The organism is Actinomadura kijaniata NBRC 14229, assembly GCF_001552175.1.
Lineage (GTDB): Bacteria > Actinomycetota > Actinomycetes > Streptosporangiales > Streptosporangiaceae > Spirillospora > Spirillospora kijaniata.
In genome coordinates this window covers 1-21,077 of record NZ_BCQR01000003.1, presented here as the reverse complement: position 1 = coordinate 21,077, position 21,077 = coordinate 1, and the positions used below count along the sequence as shown (strand labels likewise).

Annotated in this window: 18 protein-coding genes; 10 read left to right on the top strand and 8 right to left on the bottom strand. The window is 74.1% G+C overall.

The features are described 5' to 3' along the window. Positions 1–164: 164 nt before the first annotated feature. Both AKI01S_RS01030 and AKI01S_RS01025 read right to left on the bottom strand, forming a co-directional pair. Positions 165–1,748, bottom strand: coding sequence for an Hsp70 family protein (locus AKI01S_RS01030; RefSeq protein ID WP_067811209.1), 1,584 nt, complete (start codon positions 1,746–1,748; stop codon positions 165–167). A 42-nt stretch (positions 1,749–1,790) separates the two neighbouring features. After that, entirely contained in the window at positions 1,791–2,441 is a 651-nt protein-coding gene (locus AKI01S_RS01025) for a nucleotide exchange factor GrpE (protein WP_245681434.1), read from the bottom strand. 227 nt (positions 2,442–2,668) lie between these two features. Here AKI01S_RS01025 and AKI01S_RS01020 point away from each other — a divergent pair, with 227 nt between their 5' ends. Both AKI01S_RS01020 and AKI01S_RS01015 read left to right on the top strand, forming a co-directional pair. Beyond that, a complete protein-coding gene (locus AKI01S_RS01020) occupies positions 2,669–3,328 on the top strand; it encodes an ACT domain-containing protein (protein ID WP_067811203.1) in 660 nt (219 codons plus the stop codon). A 171-nt stretch (positions 3,329–3,499) separates the two neighbouring features. Continuing rightward, a complete protein-coding gene (locus tag AKI01S_RS01015) occupies positions 3,500–5,050 on the top strand; it encodes an AMP-binding protein (protein WP_067811200.1) in 1,551 nt (516 codons plus the stop codon). Here the strand turns inward: AKI01S_RS01015 and AKI01S_RS01010 are convergent. Next, positions 5,047–5,976 (bottom strand): carbohydrate kinase family protein, encoded by a 930-nt coding sequence (locus AKI01S_RS01010; protein WP_067811197.1) that lies wholly within the window; start codon positions 5,974–5,976, stop codon positions 5,047–5,049. The genes AKI01S_RS01015 and AKI01S_RS01010 overlap by 4 nt on opposite strands. A gap of 74 nt (positions 5,977–6,050) precedes the next feature. On the opposite strand from AKI01S_RS01010, the gene AKI01S_RS01005 reads away from it, so the two are divergent. From AKI01S_RS01005 to AKI01S_RS00995, 3 genes are read left to right on the top strand one after another with little or no spacing between them, the layout of a single operon-like run. Beyond that, positions 6,051–6,701 carry a class II aldolase/adducin family protein gene (locus AKI01S_RS01005; protein ID WP_067811196.1) on the top strand — a complete coding sequence of 217 codons (651 nt, stop codon included), beginning with the start codon at positions 6,051–6,053 and terminating at the stop codon, positions 6,699–6,701. A 29-nt stretch (positions 6,702–6,730) separates the two neighbouring features. Next, positions 6,731–7,534: an enoyl-CoA hydratase gene (locus tag AKI01S_RS01000; RefSeq protein ID WP_067811193.1), complete on the top strand. Its 804-nt coding sequence runs from the start codon at positions 6,731–6,733 to the stop codon at positions 7,532–7,534. Positions 7,535–7,546: 12 nt separating this feature from the next. Further along, a complete protein-coding gene (locus AKI01S_RS00995) occupies positions 7,547–7,987 on the top strand; it encodes a TIGR03668 family PPOX class F420-dependent oxidoreductase (protein WP_067811191.1) in 441 nt (146 codons plus the stop codon). On the opposite strand, the gene AKI01S_RS00990 is transcribed toward AKI01S_RS00995, so the two are convergent. Next, positions 7,958–8,965 (bottom strand): ADP-ribosylglycohydrolase family protein, encoded by a 1,008-nt coding sequence (locus AKI01S_RS00990; protein ID WP_067811189.1) that lies wholly within the window; start codon positions 8,963–8,965, stop codon positions 7,958–7,960. The two genes, AKI01S_RS00995 and AKI01S_RS00990, sit on opposite strands and share 30 nt — an antisense overlap. A gap of 117 nt (positions 8,966–9,082) precedes the next feature. Here AKI01S_RS00990 and AKI01S_RS00985 point away from each other — a divergent pair, with 117 nt between their 5' ends. Both AKI01S_RS00985 and AKI01S_RS52670 read left to right on the top strand, forming a co-directional pair. Then, positions 9,083–10,219: a serine/threonine-protein kinase gene (locus AKI01S_RS00985; protein ID WP_157419573.1), complete on the top strand. Its 1,137-nt coding sequence runs from the start codon at positions 9,083–9,085 to the stop codon at positions 10,217–10,219. Continuing rightward, positions 10,216–11,865 carry a serine/threonine-protein kinase gene (locus AKI01S_RS52670; protein WP_067811185.1) on the top strand — a complete coding sequence of 550 codons (1,650 nt, stop codon included), beginning with the start codon at positions 10,216–10,218 and terminating at the stop codon, positions 11,863–11,865. Before AKI01S_RS00985 ends, AKI01S_RS52670 begins: the two co-directional genes overlap by 4 nt. A gap of 4 nt (positions 11,866–11,869) precedes the next feature. Here AKI01S_RS52670 and AKI01S_RS00975 read toward each other — a convergent pair whose 3' ends face one another. Next, complete coding sequence (locus tag AKI01S_RS00975) at positions 11,870–12,970, bottom strand: acyl-CoA dehydrogenase family protein (RefSeq protein ID WP_067811184.1); 1,101 nt, start codon at positions 12,968–12,970, stop codon at positions 11,870–11,872. A gap of 187 nt (positions 12,971–13,157) precedes the next feature. On the opposite strand from AKI01S_RS00975, the gene AKI01S_RS00970 reads away from it, so the two are divergent. After that, positions 13,158–13,763 (top strand): Uma2 family endonuclease, encoded by a 606-nt coding sequence (locus AKI01S_RS00970; protein ID WP_067811182.1) that lies wholly within the window; start codon positions 13,158–13,160, stop codon positions 13,761–13,763. Positions 13,764–13,888: 125 nt separating this feature from the next. Here AKI01S_RS00970 and AKI01S_RS00965 read toward each other — a convergent pair whose 3' ends face one another. From AKI01S_RS00965 to sbnA, 3 genes are read right to left on the bottom strand one after another with little or no spacing between them, the layout of a single operon-like run. Further along, positions 13,889–14,122, bottom strand: a complete 234-nt coding sequence (locus AKI01S_RS00965; RefSeq protein ID WP_067811179.1) for a hypothetical protein — start codon at positions 14,120–14,122, stop codon at positions 13,889–13,891. A gap of 58 nt (positions 14,123–14,180) precedes the next feature. Further along, positions 14,181–15,203 carry a 2,3-diaminopropionate biosynthesis protein SbnB gene (gene sbnB, locus AKI01S_RS00960; protein WP_067811176.1) on the bottom strand — a complete coding sequence of 341 codons (1,023 nt, stop codon included), beginning with the start codon at positions 15,201–15,203 and terminating at the stop codon, positions 14,181–14,183. A 28-nt stretch (positions 15,204–15,231) separates the two neighbouring features. Next, a complete protein-coding gene (sbnA, locus tag AKI01S_RS00955; protein WP_067811173.1) occupies positions 15,232–16,218 on the bottom strand; it encodes a 2,3-diaminopropionate biosynthesis protein SbnA in 987 nt (328 codons plus the stop codon). Positions 16,219–16,535: 317 nt separating this feature from the next. Between sbnA and AKI01S_RS00950 the strand changes: the two genes are divergently transcribed. After that, positions 16,536–18,047 carry an amino acid adenylation domain-containing protein gene (locus AKI01S_RS00950; RefSeq protein ID WP_067811170.1) on the top strand — a complete coding sequence of 504 codons (1,512 nt, stop codon included), beginning with the start codon at positions 16,536–16,538 and terminating at the stop codon, positions 18,045–18,047. A 384-nt stretch (positions 18,048–18,431) separates the two neighbouring features. Then, on the top strand, positions 18,432–21,077 hold a 2,646-nt coding region (locus tag AKI01S_RS00945), incomplete at its 3' end, for an amino acid adenylation domain-containing protein (protein ID WP_157419571.1).

The window sequence follows — 21,077 nt, the reverse complement described above, 5'->3', positions numbered from 1 at the left end:
TCCGAAACGGCCCCGGCCACGGCGCGAGTGCGTGACCTGACCGGTGGGGCGACGCCGGAGGCGAGCCCCACCGGGAAGATCGCGAAGCGATGCCGCACTCGCCGGGGCACGGTCACGGCGCGAGCCGCCAGGCGAGTGCCGTGGGCCGGGGCCTTGGAACACCGTCAGCTCACCTGGACGCGGGACAGGGCCTTGCGGGATCTCTCGACCTCCTCCTCCGACATGCCGCCGACGTCGACCTTCAGCTCCAGCCGCTCGCCGGTCTCCTTCTCCACGGCCGTCACGTTCAGCAGCCCGGAGGCGTCCAGCGCGAACGTCACCCCGATCGGCCAGCCCGCCTTCTTGCCCGGCGGGACGCGGATCTCGCCGCGCGCGATCTCGGTGTTGTCGACCAGCTCGGGCGACTCGACGCTGCCGGCCTGCTCCATCACGCGCACGTCGGCGATCGCCTGGTCGTCGTGCAGGGTGTAGAAGTCCTCGGTCTTGGCGGCGGGGAGCTCGTCGTTGGCGTGCACCAGGTGCGCGACGCTCTCGGCGCCGGTCTCGCGGTCCACCACCACGATCCCGAACGCGTGCGAGGCGACCGTGCGGATGCGCCGCCCGGCGATCTGCTCCTCCTGCTCGGCCGACAGGCCCGCCCGGCTCGCCATCTCGCGGGCCCGGTCCACCGCGCCCTCGCGGACCAGCCGCCGGTAGGTCTCCTCGAACGCGTACAGCGCCGCGCCCTTGGCGACCGCGAGGTCCGGGTCCTGGAGCCGGGGCCGCAGCCCGAGCTCGGTCTCCAGCCGCGCCGCGACCACCGGCATCTTGGTGGACCCGCCGACCAGCACCAGGTCGTCGTAGTCGTGGACGCCCTTGTCGGCGGCGGTCGCCAGGGTCCGCCCGGTGATCTCGATCGTGCGGTCCAGCAGGTCGCGGGTCAGCTCCTCCAGCCTCTCCCGCGTCACCTCGATCGCTGCGGTCCGCCCGGCGTGCACGACCCGGACGGTGTGCGCGGTGCGGACGGTCAGCGCCTTCTTGGCGTCCTCGGCGTCGCGCCGCAGCTGCTGCTCGGTGGCCTTGTCGTCGAGCGGGTCCCCGGCGTCCGGGTGCTCGGCGCGGAAGCGCTCGGCCAGGTACTCCACCAGCCGCGCGTCCCAGTCGGCGCCGCCCAGCTCGTGGTCGCCGTCGGTGCAGACCACCTCGATGTGCCCGCCGCGCAGCGCGATCACGGTGGTGTCGAACGTGCCGCCGCCCAGGTCGTACACCAGGATCGTGCGGTCGGTCTCGGGGTTGAGCACCCCGTAGGTGATGGCGGCGGCGATCGGCTCGGACACGATGTCGATCACGTTGAGCCCGGCGATGCGGCCCGCCTTGCGGGTGGCGTCCCGCTCGGCCGCGCCGAAGTACGCCGGGACGGTGACCACGACGTCGCGGGTCTCCTCGCCGGTGGTGGTGCGCGCGTCGGTGGCCAGCTTCAGCAGGATGAACGCCGACAGCTCCTCGGGGGTGTAGTCGAACCCGTGGATGGTCCGGCTCACCTCCCGGCCCATGTCCCGTTTGATCAGGCTGACCACGTTGTCGGGCTCCAGCACGGCGGTGTCCTTGGCGGTCTGGCCCACCACCACGTTCTCGGAGCTCTCGAAGTACACCACCGACGGGGTGGTGTCGGTGCCCTCCAGGTTGCGCAGGACCGCGGGGCGTCCCACATCGTCGATGGAGGCAATGCAGGAGTAGGTGGTTCCCAGGTCGATCCCGTAGACAGCCATGTCCCTCTCACCCGTCGGCGTCGGTGGTCCTCGTCGCGTCTGTCATCGCGTGTTCATCGTCTCGCTCCGGCCGCCGTCGCGCAGGCGACTCGGCCGAGCCGGGGCGCCCGCGTCCGGGGGCAGCCGCGCCACCCGCACGGCGGCCTTGCGCACCACGCGGCCGTCGCGTTCGAAGCCGTCCGACAGCACGGCGGTCACGGTGTCGTCGGTGGTGGGGTCGGGGGCGGGGTCCACCCCGGCGGGGCGGTGCCGGGCCGGGTCGTAGGGGTCGCCGGGCTCGACGGTGAAGCGCTCCACCCCGACGCGCGCCAGGGCGTCGGCGACGTCGTCGGCGAGGGCGCCCAGCAGCCGGACGGCCTGGGCGGGGTCGGGCGGCGCGGCGGCCCAGTCCCCGGCGGCGCGCCGCGTCTGGTCGTGCAGCCGGAACAGCGCGGCGCGCAGCGGCTCCAGCGCGGCCTGGAGCTCGTCGCGGCGCAGCCGCTGGTTCTCCTCGTGCAGCCGGTCGATGACCTTCTCGCGGTGCGCGGCGCGCTCGTGCTCGCGCCGCAGCTGCTCGGCCAGCGCGGTCAGCGCGGCGGCGACGCCGGCCCCGTCCGGGGACCCGCCGGACGCGGGGGGCTCACCGGACGCGGGGGGTTCGGGGGATTCGGGCGCGGCGGGACCGGGCATGTTGGGATCGGGCTCGGACTCCACCTGGGCCTCCGCGCTGACTGGGCGATCCCGGTCGCTCGACACGTGCAGTTACCTTAACGGCCCACAGGTGCCGGGGGTAGGTCTGGCGTTGACCTTCCATTGGGTGTGTCGTGACGGTGACGCCCGGTTCTTCTCGGCGGCGACATGGACGGGTAACACGTCCGAAACGTCGCTGCCGGACGCTGGTGCGGACGTCGCGCGTGGCGCGGGGGACACTGGAGGTGACGATGTTGTTGCGGATTCGCGTTCGGCTGCCGGACCGGCCCGGCTCGCTGGGGAGCGTGGCCCGCACCCTCGGCGCGGCGGGCGCGGACGTGGTGCAGATGAACGTCCTGGAACGCGACAACGGCCGTGCGCTGGACGACTTCACGGTCTCCTGGCCGTCGGGGGCGGGGATCGACCGGCTCGTCGACGGGCTCGGCGCGGTGCCCGGCGTGGACATCGTCGGCGTCTGGCCGACCGTCGAGCCGCAGGGGGCCTTTCCGGACGCCGCGCTGATCGGGCAGCTGGCCTCGGCCCCCGCGCGCGGCGCGGTCACCCTGACCGACGCGGTGCCCGCGCTGCTCAGCGCGGACTGGGCGGCGCTGGCCGAAACCGGTCCCGGCGGGGCGCGGATCGCCCACGCCAGCCTGGGGGGACTGCCGGACACGGCGCTGCCGGACCTGGAGCCGCTGCGCGACCGCGCGTTCACCGCCGCCGACGGCACCCAGTACGCCCTGACGCCGATGTCGCCGGGCGGGGCGGCGCCGGACCTGGCGCTGCTGGTCGCCCGGACCGGCGCGCCGCCGTTCCACCGGACCGAGGTGTTCCGGCTCGCGCAACTGGTCAGCGCGGCACAGGCGGTACTCCGGGGGACATCGATCACGGATCTGGTGCGGACTTCTTAAAAAGCGGGAAACCGGAGAGAGGGCTCAGGCGTCTACTGTGGTGGACACGGTTCCCGGGTGCGGCGGCGCGGTCGCATCCGGGAACCGTCTCCCCGTTCCGGGGACGGATCTTCCGCCCGGCCCGGCCGCGACCTAGAGTCCGAGGGCAGGACCGTCTTCCCGGAGGTCGCGATGGCCGAGCTGCTCCGTTCCCACGCCGAGTCCCGCCCCGACGAGCCCGCCCTCACCGACGAGCACGGCGTCACCACCTGGCGCGACCTGGACGCCCGCACCGACCGGCTCGCCAACGCGCTGCGCGGTCTCGGCCTGGCCACCGGCGACGCCGTCGCGATCCACGCGGGCAACCGCCGCGAGCACTTCGAGCTGATGTGCGCCGCCGGGCACGTCGGGCTGCGCTACGTGATGGTCAACTGGCACTGGACCGCCGACGAGCTGCGTTACGTGCTCACCGACTCGGGGGCGCGGGCGCTGTTCTCCGAGGACGCGTTCGGCGACGTCGCGCGGGCGGCGTCCGAGGGGCTGGAGCTGGCCGCCCGGGTCGCGGTCGGCGGGCCGGTCGAGGGGTTCGCCGACTACGAGGCGTTCCTGGCCTCCGGCGGCGACGGCGAGCCCGCCGGCCAGGTCATGGGCTTCCCGATGTTCTACACCTCCGGCACCACGGGCCGTCCCAAGGGCGTGAGCCGCAAGCTGCTGGGCGCCGGGCTGCCGCTGGACATGGTGCGGCTGGTCGGGCAGACGTTCGCCGAGATGTTGCTGATCCCCGACCCGGGCCGGTCGCTGCTGGTCGGCCCGGTCTACCACTCGGCGCAGTGGCTGTTCTCGCAACTGCTGTTGCTGATGGGGCGGCCGGTGGTGATGCGGCGGTCGTTCGACCCGGCCGAGACGCTGCGGCTGATCGACGAGCACCGGATCACCAACGTGCACCTGGTGCCCACCCAGTTCGTGCGGCTGCTGCGGCTGGACGAACGGCGGCGCGCCGCGTTCGACGGCTCCAGCCTGCGGGCCGTCTGGCACGGGGCCGCGCCCTGCCCGCCCGCCGTGAAGCGCCAGATGATCGACTGGTTCGGCCCGGTCGTCCACGAGTACTACGGCTCCACCGAGGCGTCGGTGAACACCGTGATCACCGCGGCGGAGTGGCTGGACAAGCCCGGCAGCGTGGGCCGCCCGCTGCCGCTCACCGAGCTGCACGTGCTGCGCGAGGACGGCACGCCCGCCGCGCCGGGGGAGCGGGGCCAGCTCTGGTTCCGCTACACCAGCGGCGACGACATGGAGTACTGGGGCGACCCCGCCAAGACCGCGGCGGCGCACCGCGCGGACGGGCTGTTCACCACCGGCGACATCGGCTACCTGGACGAGGACGGCTACCTGTACCTGGCCGACCGCGCCATCGACATGATCATCAGTGGCGGGGTCAACATCTACCCGGCCGAGGTCGAGGGCGTGCTGATCACCCATCCGGCGGTGCGGGACGTGGCGGTGTTCGGCGTCCCCGACGAGGAGTTCGGCGAGCAGGTGAAGGCCGTCGTCGAGCCGTCCGACGAGGCGGTGCCCTCCGCCGGCCTGGCCGAGGAGCTGATCGCGCACTGCCGGGCCTCCCTGGCGGGCTACAAGGCCCCGAAGACGGTCGACTTCGTCCCCGAGCTGCCCCGCACCCCCACCGGGAAGCTCTACAAGCGGCTGCTGCGCGACCCGTACTGGAAGGACCGCGAGGCCAAGATCTAGTCCGGGGTCCGGCGGAGCAGGCCGAGGACGGCGTCCAGGTCGGTCAGGCCCGCGTCGGAGCCGAGGCCCCGCGCCACCGTCGCGGCGGCCGCCGTCCCCCAGCGGGCCGCCTCGGGCAGGTCGCGGTGGCGCAGCAGGGCGGTGACGAAGCCCGCGCAGTAGGCGTCGCCGCAGCCGGTGGTGTCCACGACGTCCACCTTCAATGCCGGGACGTGCCGCTCCCCGGCGCCGGTCACCAGCAGGCTGCCGTCGCCGCCGAGCGTGACCACCACGGCCTTCGGGCCCTCGGCCAGCAGGGCGCGGGCGGCGGCCCCGGGGTCGGCCTCGCCGGTCATCAGGCGCGCCTGCTCCTCGTTGGGCAGCAGGTAGTCCACGTGCGGCAGGAACGACCGGGCCGCCGCGACCAGCTCGGGCATGTTCGACAGCAGGTCCATGGTGACGAACGCGCCGTTCGCGCGCGCCGCCTCCAGCGCCGCGAACAGCGCCGGGTCGTTCAGCCCGAACGCCACGTCCGGCCCGCCCAGGTGGATCGCCGCGGCGGCCTGGAGCAGGCCGGGGTCGACGGCGCCCGCGGTGAGGGTGAGGTTCGCGCCGGGCGCGTGGAACGAGGGCCGCCCGCCGTCGGGCCGGATCGGCAGGATCGACGCGGCGGTCTGCTCGGCGGTGCGCCGCACCAGCCCGGACACGTCCACCCCGTGCCGTGTCATGATCGTCACCAGCAGGTCGCCGAGGTCGTCGTCGCCGATCGCGCCGACCGACACCACGTCGTTGCCGAGCCTGGCGAGCGCCACGGCGGTGCCCGCGGCGGCCCCGGCGGCGGTGACCCGGATCTGGTCGACGACCACCGTGTCCTGTCCGCTCGGGAGGGTCTGGACGGGGCGGGCGAGGACGTCGAGGATGTGCGCGCCCAGGGTGACGACGGCCATGACACAGCTCCGGTGTGGGGGGACCGAGGGCGATAGCGTACGCCTTCGGGCCGTCGAACGTGAGGGTGGTTCACATGTTGTTGGAGGAGGAGCGGGCGGCGCTGTGCGACGTCGGCCGCCGCCTGGCCGGGACGGGCCTCGTCACGGGCGCGTCGGGCAACGTCAGCGTCCGCGCCGGCGACCTGGTCGCGGTCACGCCGGGCGGGATGATGCTCGACCGGATGACCCCCGCGGACTGCCCGGTGGTGGACGTCGAGGGGTACCTCGTCGAGGGGGAGCGCGCCCCGTCCTCGGAGACCCCGATGCACTTGGCGCTGTACGCCGAGACCGACGCGGCGGCCGTCGTGCACACCCACTCCACCTACGGCGCGGTCGTCGCCACGACCATGACCGAGCTGCCGCCGATCCACTACAACACCCTGCTGCTGGGCGGCGTGGTGCGGGTCGCCGAGTACGCCACCTACGGCACCCCCGAGCTGGCCGCCCACGTGCGCGCGGCGATGGAGGGCGGCCGGAGGGCGGCGCTGATGGCCAACCACGGCGGCGTCACCATCGGCCGCGACCTGGAGGAGGCCTACGAGAACGCCCGGCTGCTGGAGTGGCTGTGCGGCGTGTACGTGCGTGCCAGGGCGATCGGCGAGCCGCGCGTGCTCACCGACGAGCAGCTCGCGCGGGTGGTGGACCGGATGCTGGAGCCCCCGGCCTGGCCCCGCCGTGTAACCTAGCGCTTGCTAGGTTAACGGAAAGGGTGCCGATGTCCTTCGTCCTGCTCGACCAGCCCCGCCCGCACGTCACGCTCGTCACGCTGAACCGCCCCGAACGCATGAACGCGATGGCGTTCGACGTCATGGTCCCGTTCCGCGAGGCCCTGGAGGAGATCGGACGCGACAACGGCACCCGCGTCGTGGTCGTCACCGGCGCGGGACGCGGCTTCTGCTCGGGCGCGGACCTGGAGTCGCCCGGCCGGGTCCCCGGTGTCGACGGCCTGACCGTCCCCACGATCGCGCTGCGCTCGATGGAGCTGCTCGACGACGTCATCCGCGCCCTGCGCCGCCTGCACCAGCCCGTGATCGGCGCGGTCAACGGCCCGGCCATCGGCGGCGGCCTGTGCCTGGCGCTGGCCACCGACATCCGCCTGGCCTCCGACACCGCCCTGTTCCGCGCCGCCGGGATCAACAACGGCCTCACCGCCGGGGAACTCGGCCTGTCCTACCTGCTGCCGCGCGCGATCGGCGCGTCCCGCGCGTTCGAGATCATGCTGTCGGGCCGCGACGTGGACGCCGCCGAGGCCGAGCGCGTCGGCCTGGTCTCCCGCACCGTCCCCGGCGACAAGCTGCTCGACACCGCCTACGAGCTGGCCGAGCGCATCGCCGCGTTCAGCCGCCCCGGCGTGGAGCTGACCAAGCGGATGCTGTGGTCGGGCCTGGACGCCGCGAGCCTGGAGTCCCACATGGGCCACGAGGGCCTCGGCCAGCTCTTCGTCCGCCTCACCACCCGCAACTTCGAGGAGGCGATCCAGGCCCGCAAGGAGGGGCGGCCCCCCGAGTTCCGCGACTGAGACGATGGCGGCATGCCCAGACTTCACGCCGACGACGCGCGACGGAGGCTGGCCGGCGCCCCCGTCGCGCGGCTGGCGACCGTGGACGAGCACGGCCGCCCCCACCTGGTGCCGGTGACGTTCGCGGTCGACCACGGCACCGTCTACACCGCCGTGGACCACAAGCCCAAGACCGGCCGGGACCTGCGGCGCCTGGCCAACATCCGCGCCAACCCGCACGTGACGCTGCTGGTCGACCACTACGAGGACGACTGGGACCGCCTGTGGTGGGTCCGCGTGGACGGCCACGCGCACGTCGTGGACGACCCGGCCGCGATGCGGGGCCCCCTGGACCTGCTCGCCGCCCGCTACCGGCAGTACCGCGAGCGCCCGCCGCAGGGCCCGGTCGTCGCGATCGTGATCGACGGCTGGACCGGCTGGGAGTCAGTCCCAGGCCGTGCCCACACGCCTTAGGCGGTCGGCGTACTCGATCCGGTCGGCCCACTCCGGCGGCCAGGCGTCCATGCCCAGGCGCGCCCCGGCGAACGCGCCCGCCAGGCAGGCGATCGAGTCGGAGTCCCCCGAGCTGGCCGCCCCGCGCCGGATCGCGCCCACCGCGTCGTCGGGGAAGTACAGGAAGCACAGCAGCCCCGTCGCGAACGCCTCCTCGGCGACCCACCCGCCCCCGGTCAGCTCGCACGGGTCGATCTCCCGCTGGGGCCGGGCCAGCGCGGCGTCCAGCCGGTCCAGCACGGCCAGGCACTCGTCCCAGCCGCGTGCGATGAACGTCTCCGGGGCGTCCATCCCGGGCCGCTGCCACAGGTCGCCCAGCCAGCGCGCGTGGTAGACGGCGCGCTGGGAGCGGCAGCGGTCCCGCAGCGCGGCGGGCAGCCCGTCGGGCTCCATGCCTTCCCGCAGCCACCACACCGCGAACGCCGTCAGCTCGCTGGCCGCCAGCGCCGTGGGGTGCCCGTGCGTCATCGCCGCCTGGAGCTGTGCCGCCCCGGCCCGCTGCTCGTCGGTCAGGCCCGGCGCGAGCCCGACCGGCGTGACCCGCATGTTCGCGCCGCACCCCTTGGAGCCCGCCTGCGTCGCCCGCACCCACGGGACGCCGGCGTCCAGGCCCTCGACTGCCCGCAGGCACGTCGCGCCCGGGGCCCGGTTGTTGTCGGGGCTGCGCAGCCAGTCCACGAACCGCCGCCGCCACATCGGCGTGACCAGGTCGGGCGTGAACGGCGGGTTCGCCAGCGCGTCGAGCAGCGCCTCGGCGACCGCCAGCGCCATCTGCGTGTCGTCGGTGACCAGCGCCGGGGTCCGCTCCAGCTCGCGGGGACCGCCGGTCCCGTACCGCCGGTGGATCTGTTTCATGGTCAGGAACTCGGTGGGCGCGCCCAGCGCGTCCCCGTACGCCAGCCCGTAGATCGATCCGCTGGCCCGTCGCGTCACCGTCATAGGCGAATTGTCGCGGATATCGGTTCTGTGGTGATCTCATCTGGTCGGGGGTTGCGCGATCCGGGGTGGTGGCGTTACCTGGGATTCTCCCCGCGCCCACCCCGGCCAGGACGAGAGGTGCGCATGGTTTCGGTTCCGGGTCTCGCGCGGGCCGCGTCGCCGACGCTGGAGCAGGTCGTGCGGGAACGGGGCCCGCTGCGCGGCGCCGACCTGGAGGCCCTGGCGCTGGCGGTGGCCCGGACCCTGACCGGCCTGCACGGCGCGGACGCCGCGCACGGGAACCTCACCCCCGCGACGGTGCTGCTGACGCCGGTCGGGCCGCGCGTGCACGCCCCCGCCCCGCGGGCGGGGCGGGACCCGGCCGACGACATGCTCGCCTGGGGACGGCTGGTGACGTTCGCGGCCACCGGGGACACCGGCGCCGCCCCGCCGCCCGACATGATCGACCGGCCGCTGCGCGACCTGGTCGAACGGGCCCTGGACCCCGACGCGCGGGCGCGTCCCACGGCGCTGCACGTGTTCGCGACGCTGCTGGAGGACCGGGCGGGGGCGGCCCGCCGCGTACACCCCGGACCGCTGCTGGCGGGTGGGGCCGGTGTGACCGTCGTGGCGGCCGTGGTCGCCGGGGCGGTGCTGGCGGGACGGCCGGACGGCGCCCCCGCCCCTCCCTTGGAGCGCTCCCAGGCGCCCGTCGCCGCGACGGCCCTGCTCTCCGACGCGTTCGACGACCCCCGCTCCGGCTGGCCGCGCGACGGGGACGGCCGCTACCGCGACGGCCGCTACACCGGCCGCGTCACCCCGGCCCACCAGGCCGTCTGGCTCTGGCGGCCCCAGCCGGTCATGCCGCGCCGGGTGCTGGTGTCGGCCACCGTGCGCGTCACGGCGGGCGCGGCCGGGGTCTTCTGCCTGGGGCAGCGGCTCGGCGACCGGGGACGGCCCAGCCTCTACGAGCTGCTGGTGGGGCCCGGCGGCGTCACCCTCGCCCACCGCCGCGACGGCGTGGCCGAGCCCCTGGCTCGCGGCGGGGCCGCGCTGACCGGCGAGCACCGGCTGCGGGCCCTGTGCGAGGTGACCGACGCCGGGGCGACGCGGCTGGCGCTGTGGGTGGACGGGGTGAAGCGCGCCGACCGCACCGAGCCCACCCGCCCGGCGTTCGCCGGCGGCTCCGGCATGGTCGGGCTGGCCGTCGCCCGGACCGGCCCCGGCGCCGCCGAGGCGACGTTCGACGACTTCGCGGCGGGGGAGCACCGGTGACCACCACCTCGCGCACGCTCCCGCCGACCCGGCCGCTGACCGCCGACGACCCCTGCCGGCTGGGCCCCTACCGGCTGGTGGGGCGGCTCGGCCGGGGCGGCATGGGCATCGTCTACCTGGCCGAGGACGAGACGGGCCGCCCGGTCGCCCTCAAGGTGATCGACCCGGACCTGGCGGGCGACGAGGCGTTCCGCGTCCGCTTCCACCGGGAGGTCGCCGCCGCCCGCCGCGTCCGCCGGTTCTGCACCGCGCCGGTGCTGGACGCCCGCCTGGACGCCGAGCCGCTGTTCGTCGTCACCGAGTACGTGCCCGGCCCCACCCTGGACCGGGCGGTCCGCGAACAGGGCCCGCTGCGCGGCGCGGACCTGGAGGACCTGGCGACCGGCATCGCGACGGCGCTGGTCGGCATCCACGGCGCGGGCGTGGTGCACCGCGACCTCAAACCCGGCAACGTGCTGCTGTCCCCGGTCGGCCCCCGCGTCATCGACTTCGGCATCGCCCGCGCCCGCCGCACCGACGACACGGTCACCGTCCCGGGTGAGGTGGTGGGCACGCCCGCCTACCTGCCCCCCGAGGTCGTGCGGTACGAGCGGGCGACGGCGGCGGCCGACGTGTTCGCCTGGGGGTGCGTGGTGGCGTTCGCGGCGACGGGCCGGGCCCCGTTCGCCGGGGACACCCTGTCGGAGATCATCCACCGCATCGTCCACGAGACGCCGGAGCTGGACATCCCCGGCGCCCGCCTGCGCGGCCTGGTCGCCCGCGCCCTGGCCAAGGACCCCGCCGACCGCCCGACCGCCCGCCAGATCCTCACCGAGCTGACCTCCCAGCCCGAGGCCGACCCCGCGGAGGTCTCCCGCGTCCTGGAGTCCCGCTGGTCCCGCGACCACGACGCCTCCGAGCCCACCTACGCCCCGCCGCGCCGCCGCGTGCCCGCCGCCGCGACCGTGCTGACCGTCGCGGCGATCCTGGTGGTGGGGACGTTCCGGCCGGGCGGGGAGCCGAACGCGGCATTCCTGCCGCCGCCGCCCGCCCCGACCTCCCGGCCCACGGCCCCGGCCCCGCCGGACCCGCCCCCGGTGATCCGGAGCTTCGTGATCCCGACGCAGACGTTCGACACCCGCGCCGCCGCCGGTCCCTACACCCGCGTCGCGGCCGGCGCCCTCCACGTGACCAGCGGGGACACGGGCGTCGTCGTCGTGGACCCGGTGCGGGCCGCGGCCGTGCCGCGCCGCGTGCTGGTGACGGCGGGCGTGACGTTCGAGAGCCGCGCGGCCGACGGCGAGGCGGGCGTCTACTGCCTGGGCCGCGGGAACGGCCGGGCCGTCGACTTCTACGGCTTCACCATCACTCCGGGCGGTTCGGCCCGCCTGTCCCGCCACGTCGGCGAACGCGTCTCGGTCCTCGCCCAGGCCGCGCCCGAGAAACCCCGCGCGACCTCGCTGGTGCAGGCCCTGTGCGACGCCGACGGCGGCGACCTGCGCCTGGTCCTGTGGGTGAACGGCGTCCGGCGCCTGGAGTACCGGGACCGGCGGGAGCGGCCGTTCGACTCCGGCACGGGGGCGGTGGGCCTGACCACGTCCGCCGACCCGCACCGCGGGGTCCCGACGAAGGCGGCGTTCGACGACTTCTCGGCCGCGACCGTCTGACCGTTCAGGGGCCGATCCCCAGCAGCGCGGCCAGACGCCGGCGGTGGTCGGCGGGCGGGCCGAACATCTCCTGCGACGCCCTGGCCCGCTTGAAGTACAGGTGCGCGTCGTGCTCCCAGGTGAACCCGATCCCCCCGTGCATCTGCACGGTCTCGGCCGCGACGTGGAAGTAGGCGTCCGAGCAGTACGCCTTGGCCAGCGCCGCCGCCACCGGAAGCTCCGCCGGATCCTCGTCGGCCACCGACGCCGCCTGGAGCACCGCCGACCGCGCCGACTCGACCCGCACGAACATGTCCGCGCACCGGTGCTTGATCGCCTGGAAGCTCCCGATCGGCCGCCCGAACTGCCTGCGCACCTTCACGTACTCGACGGTCATCTCCAGCGCCCGCTGGGCCCCGCCGAGCTGCTCGGCGGCCAGCCCGACCAGCCCCACGTCCAGCGCGCGCCGCACGTCCCCGCCCGCCACGCGCCGCGCCGCGACCCCGGAGAACTCCAGCCGCGCGAGCCGCCGGGTCTGGTCCACGGTGGGCAGCACGGCCCGCGCCAGCCCCCCGGCGCCCCCCTCCACCGCGAACAGCCCGAGCCCTCCCGCCGCGCGCGCCACCACGAGCACCACGTCGGCGACATGCCCATCGAGCACCAGCGTCTTGACCCCGTCCAGCACCCACCCGTCCCCGTCGCGGACGGCCTCCATGGCGACGTCGTCCAGGTCCCAGCTGCGCCCCTCGACCCAGGCCAGCGTGGCGATGCGCTCCCCGGAGGCGATCCCCGGCAGCCACTCGCGCCGCAGCGCCTCGTCCCCCGACGACAGCAGCGCCTCCGCGCCCATCACCGTGGCCAGGTAGGGCGCGCACACCAGCGTCCGCCCCATCTCCTCGAACACCACGGCCAGCTCCCGCACCCCGAACCCGGCCCCGCCGTACTCCTCGGGGACCGCGAGCCCCTGCAACCCGAGCTGCCCGCCCATCCGCGCCCAGACCTCGGGCTCGTACCCCGCCTCGCCCTCCATGAGCCGCCGCACCTCGGCGCCGGGCGACTTGTCGGCGAAGAACCGCCGCAACGTCTCCCGCAGCTCCTGTTGCTCCTCGGTGGCCACGAGCCCCACGGCAACTCCCAACCTGACGCTTGCTTGGTAAGAGGCATTGTGCCGCACCGGCCCACCCCGCCGCCATCCCGCCCGTCGCGCGATCGTGGTCAGCGTTCTACGCTTGGAGGGTCAGTGATGGACACGATCTGTATGCGAGAGGTGGCGTTCTGCGTCTATCCTCCTCCGGTGGGGGAAGGAGCAGAGCATGACCGCGATGGCCCGCGAAACGCAGAGCTCGAAGCGTCGCCCGTCGGACTCGGAAGGTCTCCTGCACGCCTTCCTCGCCCTCGAAGTGCCCGACGGCTACCGCGCCGAGCTGATCGACGGAGAGATCGTCGTGTCGCCACCCCCCAACTCCGATCACGAGGACGCCATCAGCCTGATCACCACACAGGTGATCAGGCGGTCCACGACGGAGATGAAGTTCTCCTGCAACAGGGGGACCACGGCGCCGAGCGACGGCCGGCCTCCCGATGACCACCTCATCCCGGACATCGCCTTCACTCCCGCGTCGCACGGGCACTTCCGGGGCGGAGGGCCGTGGACGCGCCCTGTCGGTGTCGCCATGGTCGTGGAGGTGACCTCCTCCAACCCGACGCGGGACCGAGTGACGAAACGGCACTGCTACGCCCGCGCCGACATCCCGCTCTATCTGCTGGTCGACCGGGACAAACGTGTCCTGGTCCTCTACAGCGATCCGGAGGGCGATGACTACAGGGGTGTGCGGCTCGTGAAATTCGGCGAGCCGGTGCCGCTGCCCGAGCCGTTCGGGTTCGAACTCGACACCACCGAGTTCCCGCACATGGACTGACCGGCCAGCCCTGCCGGGATGACCCGTCCGCGAGGTCAAGCGTCGCAGCCATGCGCAGGCGGGTAGCCCCCTGCACCTGCTGGTGGATTTCGAGCTGGACACCTCGGAGTTCTCCTGATGGCCGGTCAGGCCGACCAGTCGTGGGGGCCCAGGACGTAGCCCTTCGCGGTGGAGTGCAGGTGGTTGGCCGAGACCAGGCGGCTCAGGGCCGCCCAGATGTCCTCCTCCGGCCGGTCGATCAGGGTCCTCAGCGTGTCGATGTCGGCGGCGCCGCCGCCCTTGTCGATCTCCGCGACCGTCTCGTAGACCTGGAGCTCGAAGTCGGTGAGGGACTGCACGTCGTCGCGTTCGTTGTCCATGCGGGCGGCGTTCCCCGAACGGGGGCGTCCCTACCCTCGGCGCCCCCGGGACGCGGCGTCAGCCGTAGCGCCTCATCTCGTGGAAGAAGCCCGGGACCTCCTGGAGCCCGCCCGTGGCGGCGACCCGGTCGTACACGTACTTGGCCACCGCGAGGTCCAGCACGCCCAGCCCGAACGGCGAGAAGACCACCGGCCGGTCCGCCGGGGGAGTGACCCGGCCGGTCAGCACGTCGTACAGGGTGCCGTCCACGAAGTCGCGGTGGCCGACCCTCTGCTCGGCCAGGTGCGGGGAGGTGCCGGCCTTCAGGCAGTGCTCGACGTCGTCGACGACGTTGCACGACGACAGGATGATCTCGGGGGAGAGGTCGCGCAGCGACACGTGCAGGACCAGGGGGTTGTGGGCGAACCACGCCGGGTCGGTCACGTGCGGCTCGCCCGCCACCGTCGCGAACACGACGAGGTCGCAGGAGCGGACCAGCGGCTCGGGCGCGTCGTGGATCGTGACCTCGCCCTTCTCGGTGCGTTCCAGGTAGCCCCGGAACCCCTCGGCGTGCTCCCGCGACAGGTCGTGGACGTGCAGCTCGTCGAACGCGAAGCCGTTGGCCGCCAGGTAGGTGTGGACGTAGCGCGCGATCAGCCCGGCGCCGAAGAAGCCGGCCCGGCGGGGCCGGTCGCCGCGGGCGTCCGCCAGGCGCGCGGCGGCCAGCGCGGCGGAGGCGGCGGTGCGGGCCGCCGAGATGATGGAGCTCTCCAGGCACGCGAACGGGTAGCCGGTCTCGGCGTCGTTGAGGATCAGCACGGCCGAGGCGCGCGGGATGCCGTTCGCGACGTTGCCGGGGAACGAGGAGATCCACTTCATGCCGTGCACGTTCACCTCGCCCCTGACCGACGCGGGCAGCGCGATGATCCGGTCGGAGGGGCGGTCGGGGAAGCGCAGGAAGTAGGAGTCGGGGTTGACCGTCAGGCCCTCGCCGTGCAGCCGGTAGGCCGCCTCGACCATCGCGGTGACCCGCTCCTCGCGCCCGTGGACGGCCTCGTGGACCTGGGCTCCGGAGATCACGGCGAACGAAGGCTGGGGCATGGCACGGCTCCGTGGGGTGTCGGGGTGGTCAGGCGCCGCGGACGCCGGCGCCCGGGACGGGCAGTTGGTCGACCAGTCCGGCGAAGTTCTCGCGCAGCCAGTTCTCCTCGTAGATGGAGTCCAGGTAGCGTTCGCCGAGGTCGGGGGCGAGGGCGACGGCGACGGGCCGCGCGCCGGGGCGGTGCTCGGCCAGCCAGCGCGCCGCGCCCGCCACGACCGTGCCGGTCGAGCCGCCGAACAGGAAGCCCTTGGCGGCCAGCGCGTGCACGGTGCGGATCGTGTCGCCCTCCGGGACGTGCACCACGTCGTCGATGAACGACTCGTCGACCAGCTCCGGCCGGGCGGAGGTGCCGAGGCCGGGCACCATGCGGCGCTCGGGGATGCCGCCGAACGTCACCGACCCCACCGCGTCGACCGCGACGACGGTGACCGGCCGCCCGTGCTCGCGGAAGTACCGCGCGCATCCCATCAGAGTCCCGGTGGTGCCCGCGCCGACGAACAGGACGTCGAGGTCGGGGAACGCCTTGTCGATCGCGGGCGCGGTGCCCTCGTAGTGCGCGAGCCAGTTGGCGGGGTTGGCGTACTGGTTCAGCCACACGTACCCGCCGGACTCCACCAGGCCCCGCACGTACCGGATGCGGCTCTCCAGGAAGCCGCCGTTGCCGTCGGGCCGGGTGATGACCCGCACCTCGGCGCCGAGGGCCCGCATCACCCGCACCGAGGCGGGGTTGCAGCGCGGGTCGGTGACGCACACGAACCGGTAGCCCCGGCTCGCGGCGATGATCGACAGGGCGACGCCGAGATTCCCCGACGACGACTCGATGATCGTCGCGCCGGGGGCCAGCCGCCCGTCGCGCTCGGCGGCGGCGACCATCGCGACGGCGGCCTTCAGCTTCACCGAACCGGCGAAGTTGAACCCCTCGCACTTGAGGAACAGCGGCGGGCCGAGAACCGGCCGCAGGTCGACGTACAGGTCCTCGACATTGAATTCCAGCGGCGAGTTTATGATGGGCACGCTGCCATCCTCGAACGAATGCCAATGGCCGTTTCCGGGGAAACGCAGCCGTCCATTCTCCGGCGTGGCGGAGAATATCCGGAAAGCAATTTGCGGCCGTTCCCCCGTCTGCTCCGAAGTTCGCCGCCGGACCGTTGGCCGAACCGTGGCGGAGCATCACGGTACCTTCGGGCATGTCGCCCCGCAACCCCCTACTTACCAGCTAGTAGGCCGCTATGCGATGATTCTCGCCCGCTTACGGCGAGGGCGGACATAAGCTGGGCCGCCCGCCTATTCGGCGATGACGGTCGATCAGTTTCGCATCACGGAGAGTGAACATGGACGCTCGCGGACCCGTCGGCGAACGGCTGCTGACCCGCGACGGGCTGCCGGTGCTGCCGGTCCCCGCCGCCGAGGTCGAGCGGGCCCGGGAGCTCACCGCGCGGCACGGCATGAGCAGCGCCCGCGAGGTCGACCTGGCCGATCCCGTCATCACCCGCGTGGAGCGGTTCGCCGCCGAGCGCGACCGTCCCGCCGTCACCGACGCGGCGCGCTCCCTCACCTACGGGGAGCTGGCGGCCGAGGCCCGCCGCATCGCCGCCCTGCTGGAACGCGAGGGCGTCGCGCCCGGCACCGTCGTCGGCGTCGGCGGCGCCCGCAGCGCCGCCGTGGTCGCGGCGTTCCTGGCGATCGAGCTGGTCGGCGCGGTGTACGTGCCCGCCGACGAGACCTGGCCCGCCGGGCGCGTCCGCGACGTCCTCGCCCAGGCGGGCGCGACGGTCCTGCTCGCCGTGGACGAGGGCGAACCCGCCCCGGCGCTGCGGGAGGGCGCCGCCGCGGCGCAGGTGCGCGTGGTCCCGGTCCGGGAGGCGGACGCCCTGGACCCCTGGCCGGGCGACCCGCGCCTGGACTCCCTGGACCGGCCCCGCTACGTGCTGTTCACCTCCGGGTCCACCGGCCGCCCCAAGGGCGCGGTCGTCGAGCACCAAGGCATGGTCAACCATCTCCACGCCAAGATCGTGGACCTGGGGCTGACCGGCGCGGACGCGGTCGCCCAGACCGCCCCGCTCGGCTTCGACATCTCGGTCTGGCAGATGCTGTGCCCGCTGCTGGTCGGCGGCCGGGTCGACGTGGTCGGCGACGAGGTGGCGCACGACCCGGTGGCGTTCGCCCGCGCGGTCGACGAGCGGGGGACCACCGTCGTCGAGCTGGTCCCGACCATGGTCCGCCACCTGCTGGACGACCTGCCGCACGCCCCCGAGGGCTCGCTGTCGTGCCTGCGCTGGATGATCGCCACCGGCGAGGAGCTGCCCACCGAGCTGTCGCGCCGCTGGCTGGCGGCCATGCCGCACGCCCGCCTGCTCAACGCCTACGGCCCCACCGAGTGCTCCGACGACGTCACCCACCACACCGTGACCGCCGGCGACCTGGAGCTGCTGCGCCTGCCGATCGGGGTGCCGGTCGTCAACACCCAGCTCTACGTGCTGCGCGAGGAGGACGACGGCACCTGGGCGGCCTGCGACATCGACGAGACCGGCGAGCTGTTCGTCGGCGGCGTCTGCGTCGGCCGGGGCTACCTGGGCGACCACGAGCGCACCCGCGACGCGTTCTTCCGGGACCCGTTCGGGGCGACCCCGACCGGCCGCCTGTACCGCACCGGCGACGCCGTCCGCCTGCTGCCGCCCGGCGCGGGCGGGGACCCCCGGCCCACGCTCCAGTACCTGGGCCGCGTCGACCGGCAGGTGAAGATCTCCGGGGTCCGCATGGAGCTGGGCGAGATCGAGGCGGTCCTGCAACGCCACCCGGCGGTCGGCGCGGCCGCCGTCGTGGTCCACGACTATCCGGCCTGACATCACCTGATATCACCCTCCGTAATCACGTTGGCCGGGTTCGGTCGTCAACCTTTGTCATCGGCCGAGCGTCGATCCCGGCGTCCCACCCGCCAACTGGTGATCCTTTGTCACGCGCGTGAGTAATGCGCGGGTTCAACTTCTACTTTCGGGGGGATTGCGAGGCATGTGACGGGCTGGTTAACTGTGGCTCCGCTACTGCCGAGTAGCCACACGGGCCGCCGGTCGCGTGCGCGCGGCACGATTCGGAGAGGGACGGGGGGAAAGGGGACCGCAGCGGCCCGGAGTTCACAGTTCCGTCTTCTTTTCCCGCGCCCCGGGCCACCGGAACGGCCCCGCTCCCGGGCATCGCCGAAACCCCCTCCGACCGGGAAAGTGCTGTTGATGTCGTCCTCCGAGTTCGTTCCTCTCTCCGCCGCCCAGCAGAGCGTCTGGTACGCGCAGCAACTGACGCCGGAGACGCCGATCCATATCGGGCTCTACATCGAGATCGAGGGGCCGGTCGACCACGGGCTGCTGGACCGGGTGGCGCGGATCGCCTCCCACGAGCTGGAGGCGATGCACATCCGCCTCGTCGAACGCGACGGAATGGCCGTCCAGCAATTCCTGGAACCGCACGCGACCATTCCGCTGGTCGACCTGAGCGACGCCGCCGACCCGCGCGCCGCCGCCCGCGCCTGGATCGACGCGCGGATGGCCGAGCCGCTGCCGCTGGACGACGAGCGCCTGTACCGCACCGCGCTGCTGCGCCTGGCCGGGGACCACCACTGGTGGTGGATCCGCTCGCACCACATCCTCCAGGACGGCTTCTGCGGCCCGATCCTCAGCCACCGCGCCGCCGAGCTCTACACGACCCTGGCCGACGGCGGCGAGTACGAGCCGACCAGGCTCGGCGACTACCGGGCGCTGCTCGCCGAGGAGGCCGGGTACCGCGCGTCGGAGAGGTTCGAACGGGACCGCGCCTACTGGACCGAACGGTTCGCCGACCGGCCGGTGGCGGTCGGCCTGGCCGAGGGCACGGCGCCGCCGACCGCCGACTACCTCGCCCGCACCGTCACCGTCCCGCCGGAGCAGACCGAGGCCCTGGCCGTCGGGTCGCGCCGGCTGCGCACCGCCACCCAGGGCCTGGCGATCGCCGCGACCGCCGCCTACGTGGCGGGCATGACCGGCACCCGGGACGTCATCCTCGGCCTGGCCGTCACCGGCCGCACCACGCGACTGGCGCGCGAGACCCCGGCGATGATGTCGTCGATCCTGCCGCTGCGCGTCGAGGTCCGCCCCGACATGACGGTCGAGGAGCTGGTCCGCACCGTCACCCGCGCCTCCGCCCGCGCCCTGCGCCACCAGCGGTACCGCCGCGAGGACCTGCTGCGCGACCTGAAACTGCTGGGCGACCGGCAGCACCGCCTGTACGGCCCGGTCGTCAACATCATGGCGTTCGACTACCGGCTGGACTTCGCCGGGACACCGGGCCGCATGCACGCCCTCACCATCGGCCCGATCGACGACCTGGCCGTCAACATCTACGACAACCTCGACGGCAACGGCCTGCGCGTCGACTTCGAGGCCCACCCCGACCTGTACACCGCGTCCCAGGTCGCCGGGCACCAGGACCGCTACGTCCGCTTCCTGCGCGCCCTCGCCGACGCCGACCCGGCCACGCCGCTGCGCGAGGTGGGGCTGCTCGACGACGCCGAACGCCGCCGCGTCCTGCACGAGTGGAACGACACCGCCCTGGACGTCCCGCCCGCCGTCCTCCCCGACCTGATCGAGGCGCAGGCCGCCCGCACCCCGGACGCGACCGCCGTCGTCGCGGGCGACACCGAGCTGACCTACGCCGAGCTGAACGCCCGCGCCAACCGGCTGGCCCGCCACCTGATCGGCCTCGGCGTCGGCCCCGAGGACTTCGTCGGCCTGGCCCTGCCCCGCGGCGCCGACCTGCTGGTGGCGGCGCTGGCGATCCTCAAGGCGGGCGCGGCCTACCAGCCGGTCGACCCGTCCTACCCGCCCGACCGCGTGGCGATGATGCTGGCGGACGCCGCCCCCGCCTGCGTGATCACCAGCGCCGGTGCCGACCTGCCCGGTGCCGACCTGCCCGGTGCCCCCCGCCGCGTCGAGCTGGACGCCCTGGACCTGACCGGCGTCCCCGGCGGGAACGTCACCGACGCCGACCGGGTCCGCCCCCTGCGCCCGGACAACCCGGCCTACGTCATCTTCACCTCCGGGTCCACCGGCCGCCCCAAGGGCGTGGTCGTCACCCACGCCAACGTCGTGGACTTCGTCGCCTCCACCGTCGCCGACTACCCGCCCGAGCGCCTCGGCCGGGTGCTGTTCGCCAGCTCCCTCAACTTCGACGTCTCGGTGATCGAGTGGATCGTCCCGCTCACCGCCGGCGGCTGCGTCGAGGTCGTGCGCGACCTGCTGGAACTCGCCGACCGCGGCGGCTGGCGCGGCACCCTGGTCGCCGCGGTGCCGTCGGCGATGGCCGCGACGCTGGCGCGCGGCGGCCTCAAGCTCGACGTCGGCGACATCGCCCTCGGCGGCGAGGCCCTGCCGCCCCGCCTGCTGCGGGACCTGCGCGCCCTCGCCCCGCACGCGCGCGTCTCCAACATCTACGGCCCCACCGAGACGACCGTCATCGTCACCGACTGGTTCGACGACGGGAACCCCGACGCCCGCGCGCCGATCGGCGGCCCCATGCGCAACGTGCGCGCCTACGTGCTGGACGAGGCGCTGCGCCCCGTCCCGGCCGGCGTCCCCGGCGAGCTGTACCTGGCGACGCCCGGCCTGGCGCGCGGCTACCTCGGCCGCCCCGACCTGACCGCCGAACGGTTCGTGGCGTGCCCGTTCGGCGCGCCCGGCGAACGCATGTACCGCACCGGCGACCTGGTCCGCTGGAACGACGACGGCGAGCTGGAGTACCTGGGCCGCCTGGACCACCAGGTGAAGGTCCGCGGGTTCCGCATCGAGCTCGGTGAGATCGAGGCCGCCCTCACCGGCCACCCCGGTGTGGGGCAGTGCGTGGCCGCC

What these genes read in the sequence shown, in the direction of transcription:
- AKI01S_RS01030 (WP_067811209.1), bottom strand. Translation starts at nt 1,748, where the DNA reads ATGGCTGTCTACGGGATCGACCTGGGAACCACCTACTCCTGCATTGCC.
- AKI01S_RS01020 (WP_067811203.1), top strand. Translation starts at nt 2,669, where the DNA reads ATGTTGTTGCGGATTCGCGTTCGGCTGCCGGACCGGCCCGGCTCGCTG.
- AKI01S_RS01015 (WP_067811200.1), top strand. Translation starts at nt 3,500, where the DNA reads ATGGCCGAGCTGCTCCGTTCCCACGCCGAGTCCCGCCCCGACGAGCCC.
- AKI01S_RS01010 (WP_067811197.1), bottom strand. Translation starts at nt 5,976, where the DNA reads ATGGCCGTCGTCACCCTGGGCGCGCACATCCTCGACGTCCTCGCCCGC.
- AKI01S_RS01005 (WP_067811196.1), top strand. Translation starts at nt 6,051, where the DNA reads ATGTTGTTGGAGGAGGAGCGGGCGGCGCTGTGCGACGTCGGCCGCCGC.
- AKI01S_RS01000 (WP_067811193.1), top strand. Translation starts at nt 6,731, where the DNA reads ATGTCCTTCGTCCTGCTCGACCAGCCCCGCCCGCACGTCACGCTCGTC.
- AKI01S_RS00995 (WP_067811191.1), top strand. Translation starts at nt 7,547, where the DNA reads ATGCCCAGACTTCACGCCGACGACGCGCGACGGAGGCTGGCCGGCGCC.
- AKI01S_RS00990 (WP_067811189.1), bottom strand. Translation starts at nt 8,965, where the DNA reads ATGACGGTGACGCGACGGGCCAGCGGATCGATCTACGGGCTGGCGTAC.
- AKI01S_RS00970 (WP_067811182.1), top strand. Translation starts at nt 13,158, where the DNA reads ATGACCGCGATGGCCCGCGAAACGCAGAGCTCGAAGCGTCGCCCGTCG.
- AKI01S_RS00965 (WP_067811179.1), bottom strand. Translation starts at nt 14,122, where the DNA reads ATGGACAACGAACGCGACGACGTGCAGTCCCTCACCGACTTCGAGCTC.
- sbnB (WP_067811176.1), bottom strand. Translation starts at nt 15,203, where the DNA reads ATGCCCCAGCCTTCGTTCGCCGTGATCTCCGGAGCCCAGGTCCACGAG.
- AKI01S_RS00950 (WP_067811170.1), top strand. Translation starts at nt 16,536, where the DNA reads ATGGACGCTCGCGGACCCGTCGGCGAACGGCTGCTGACCCGCGACGGG.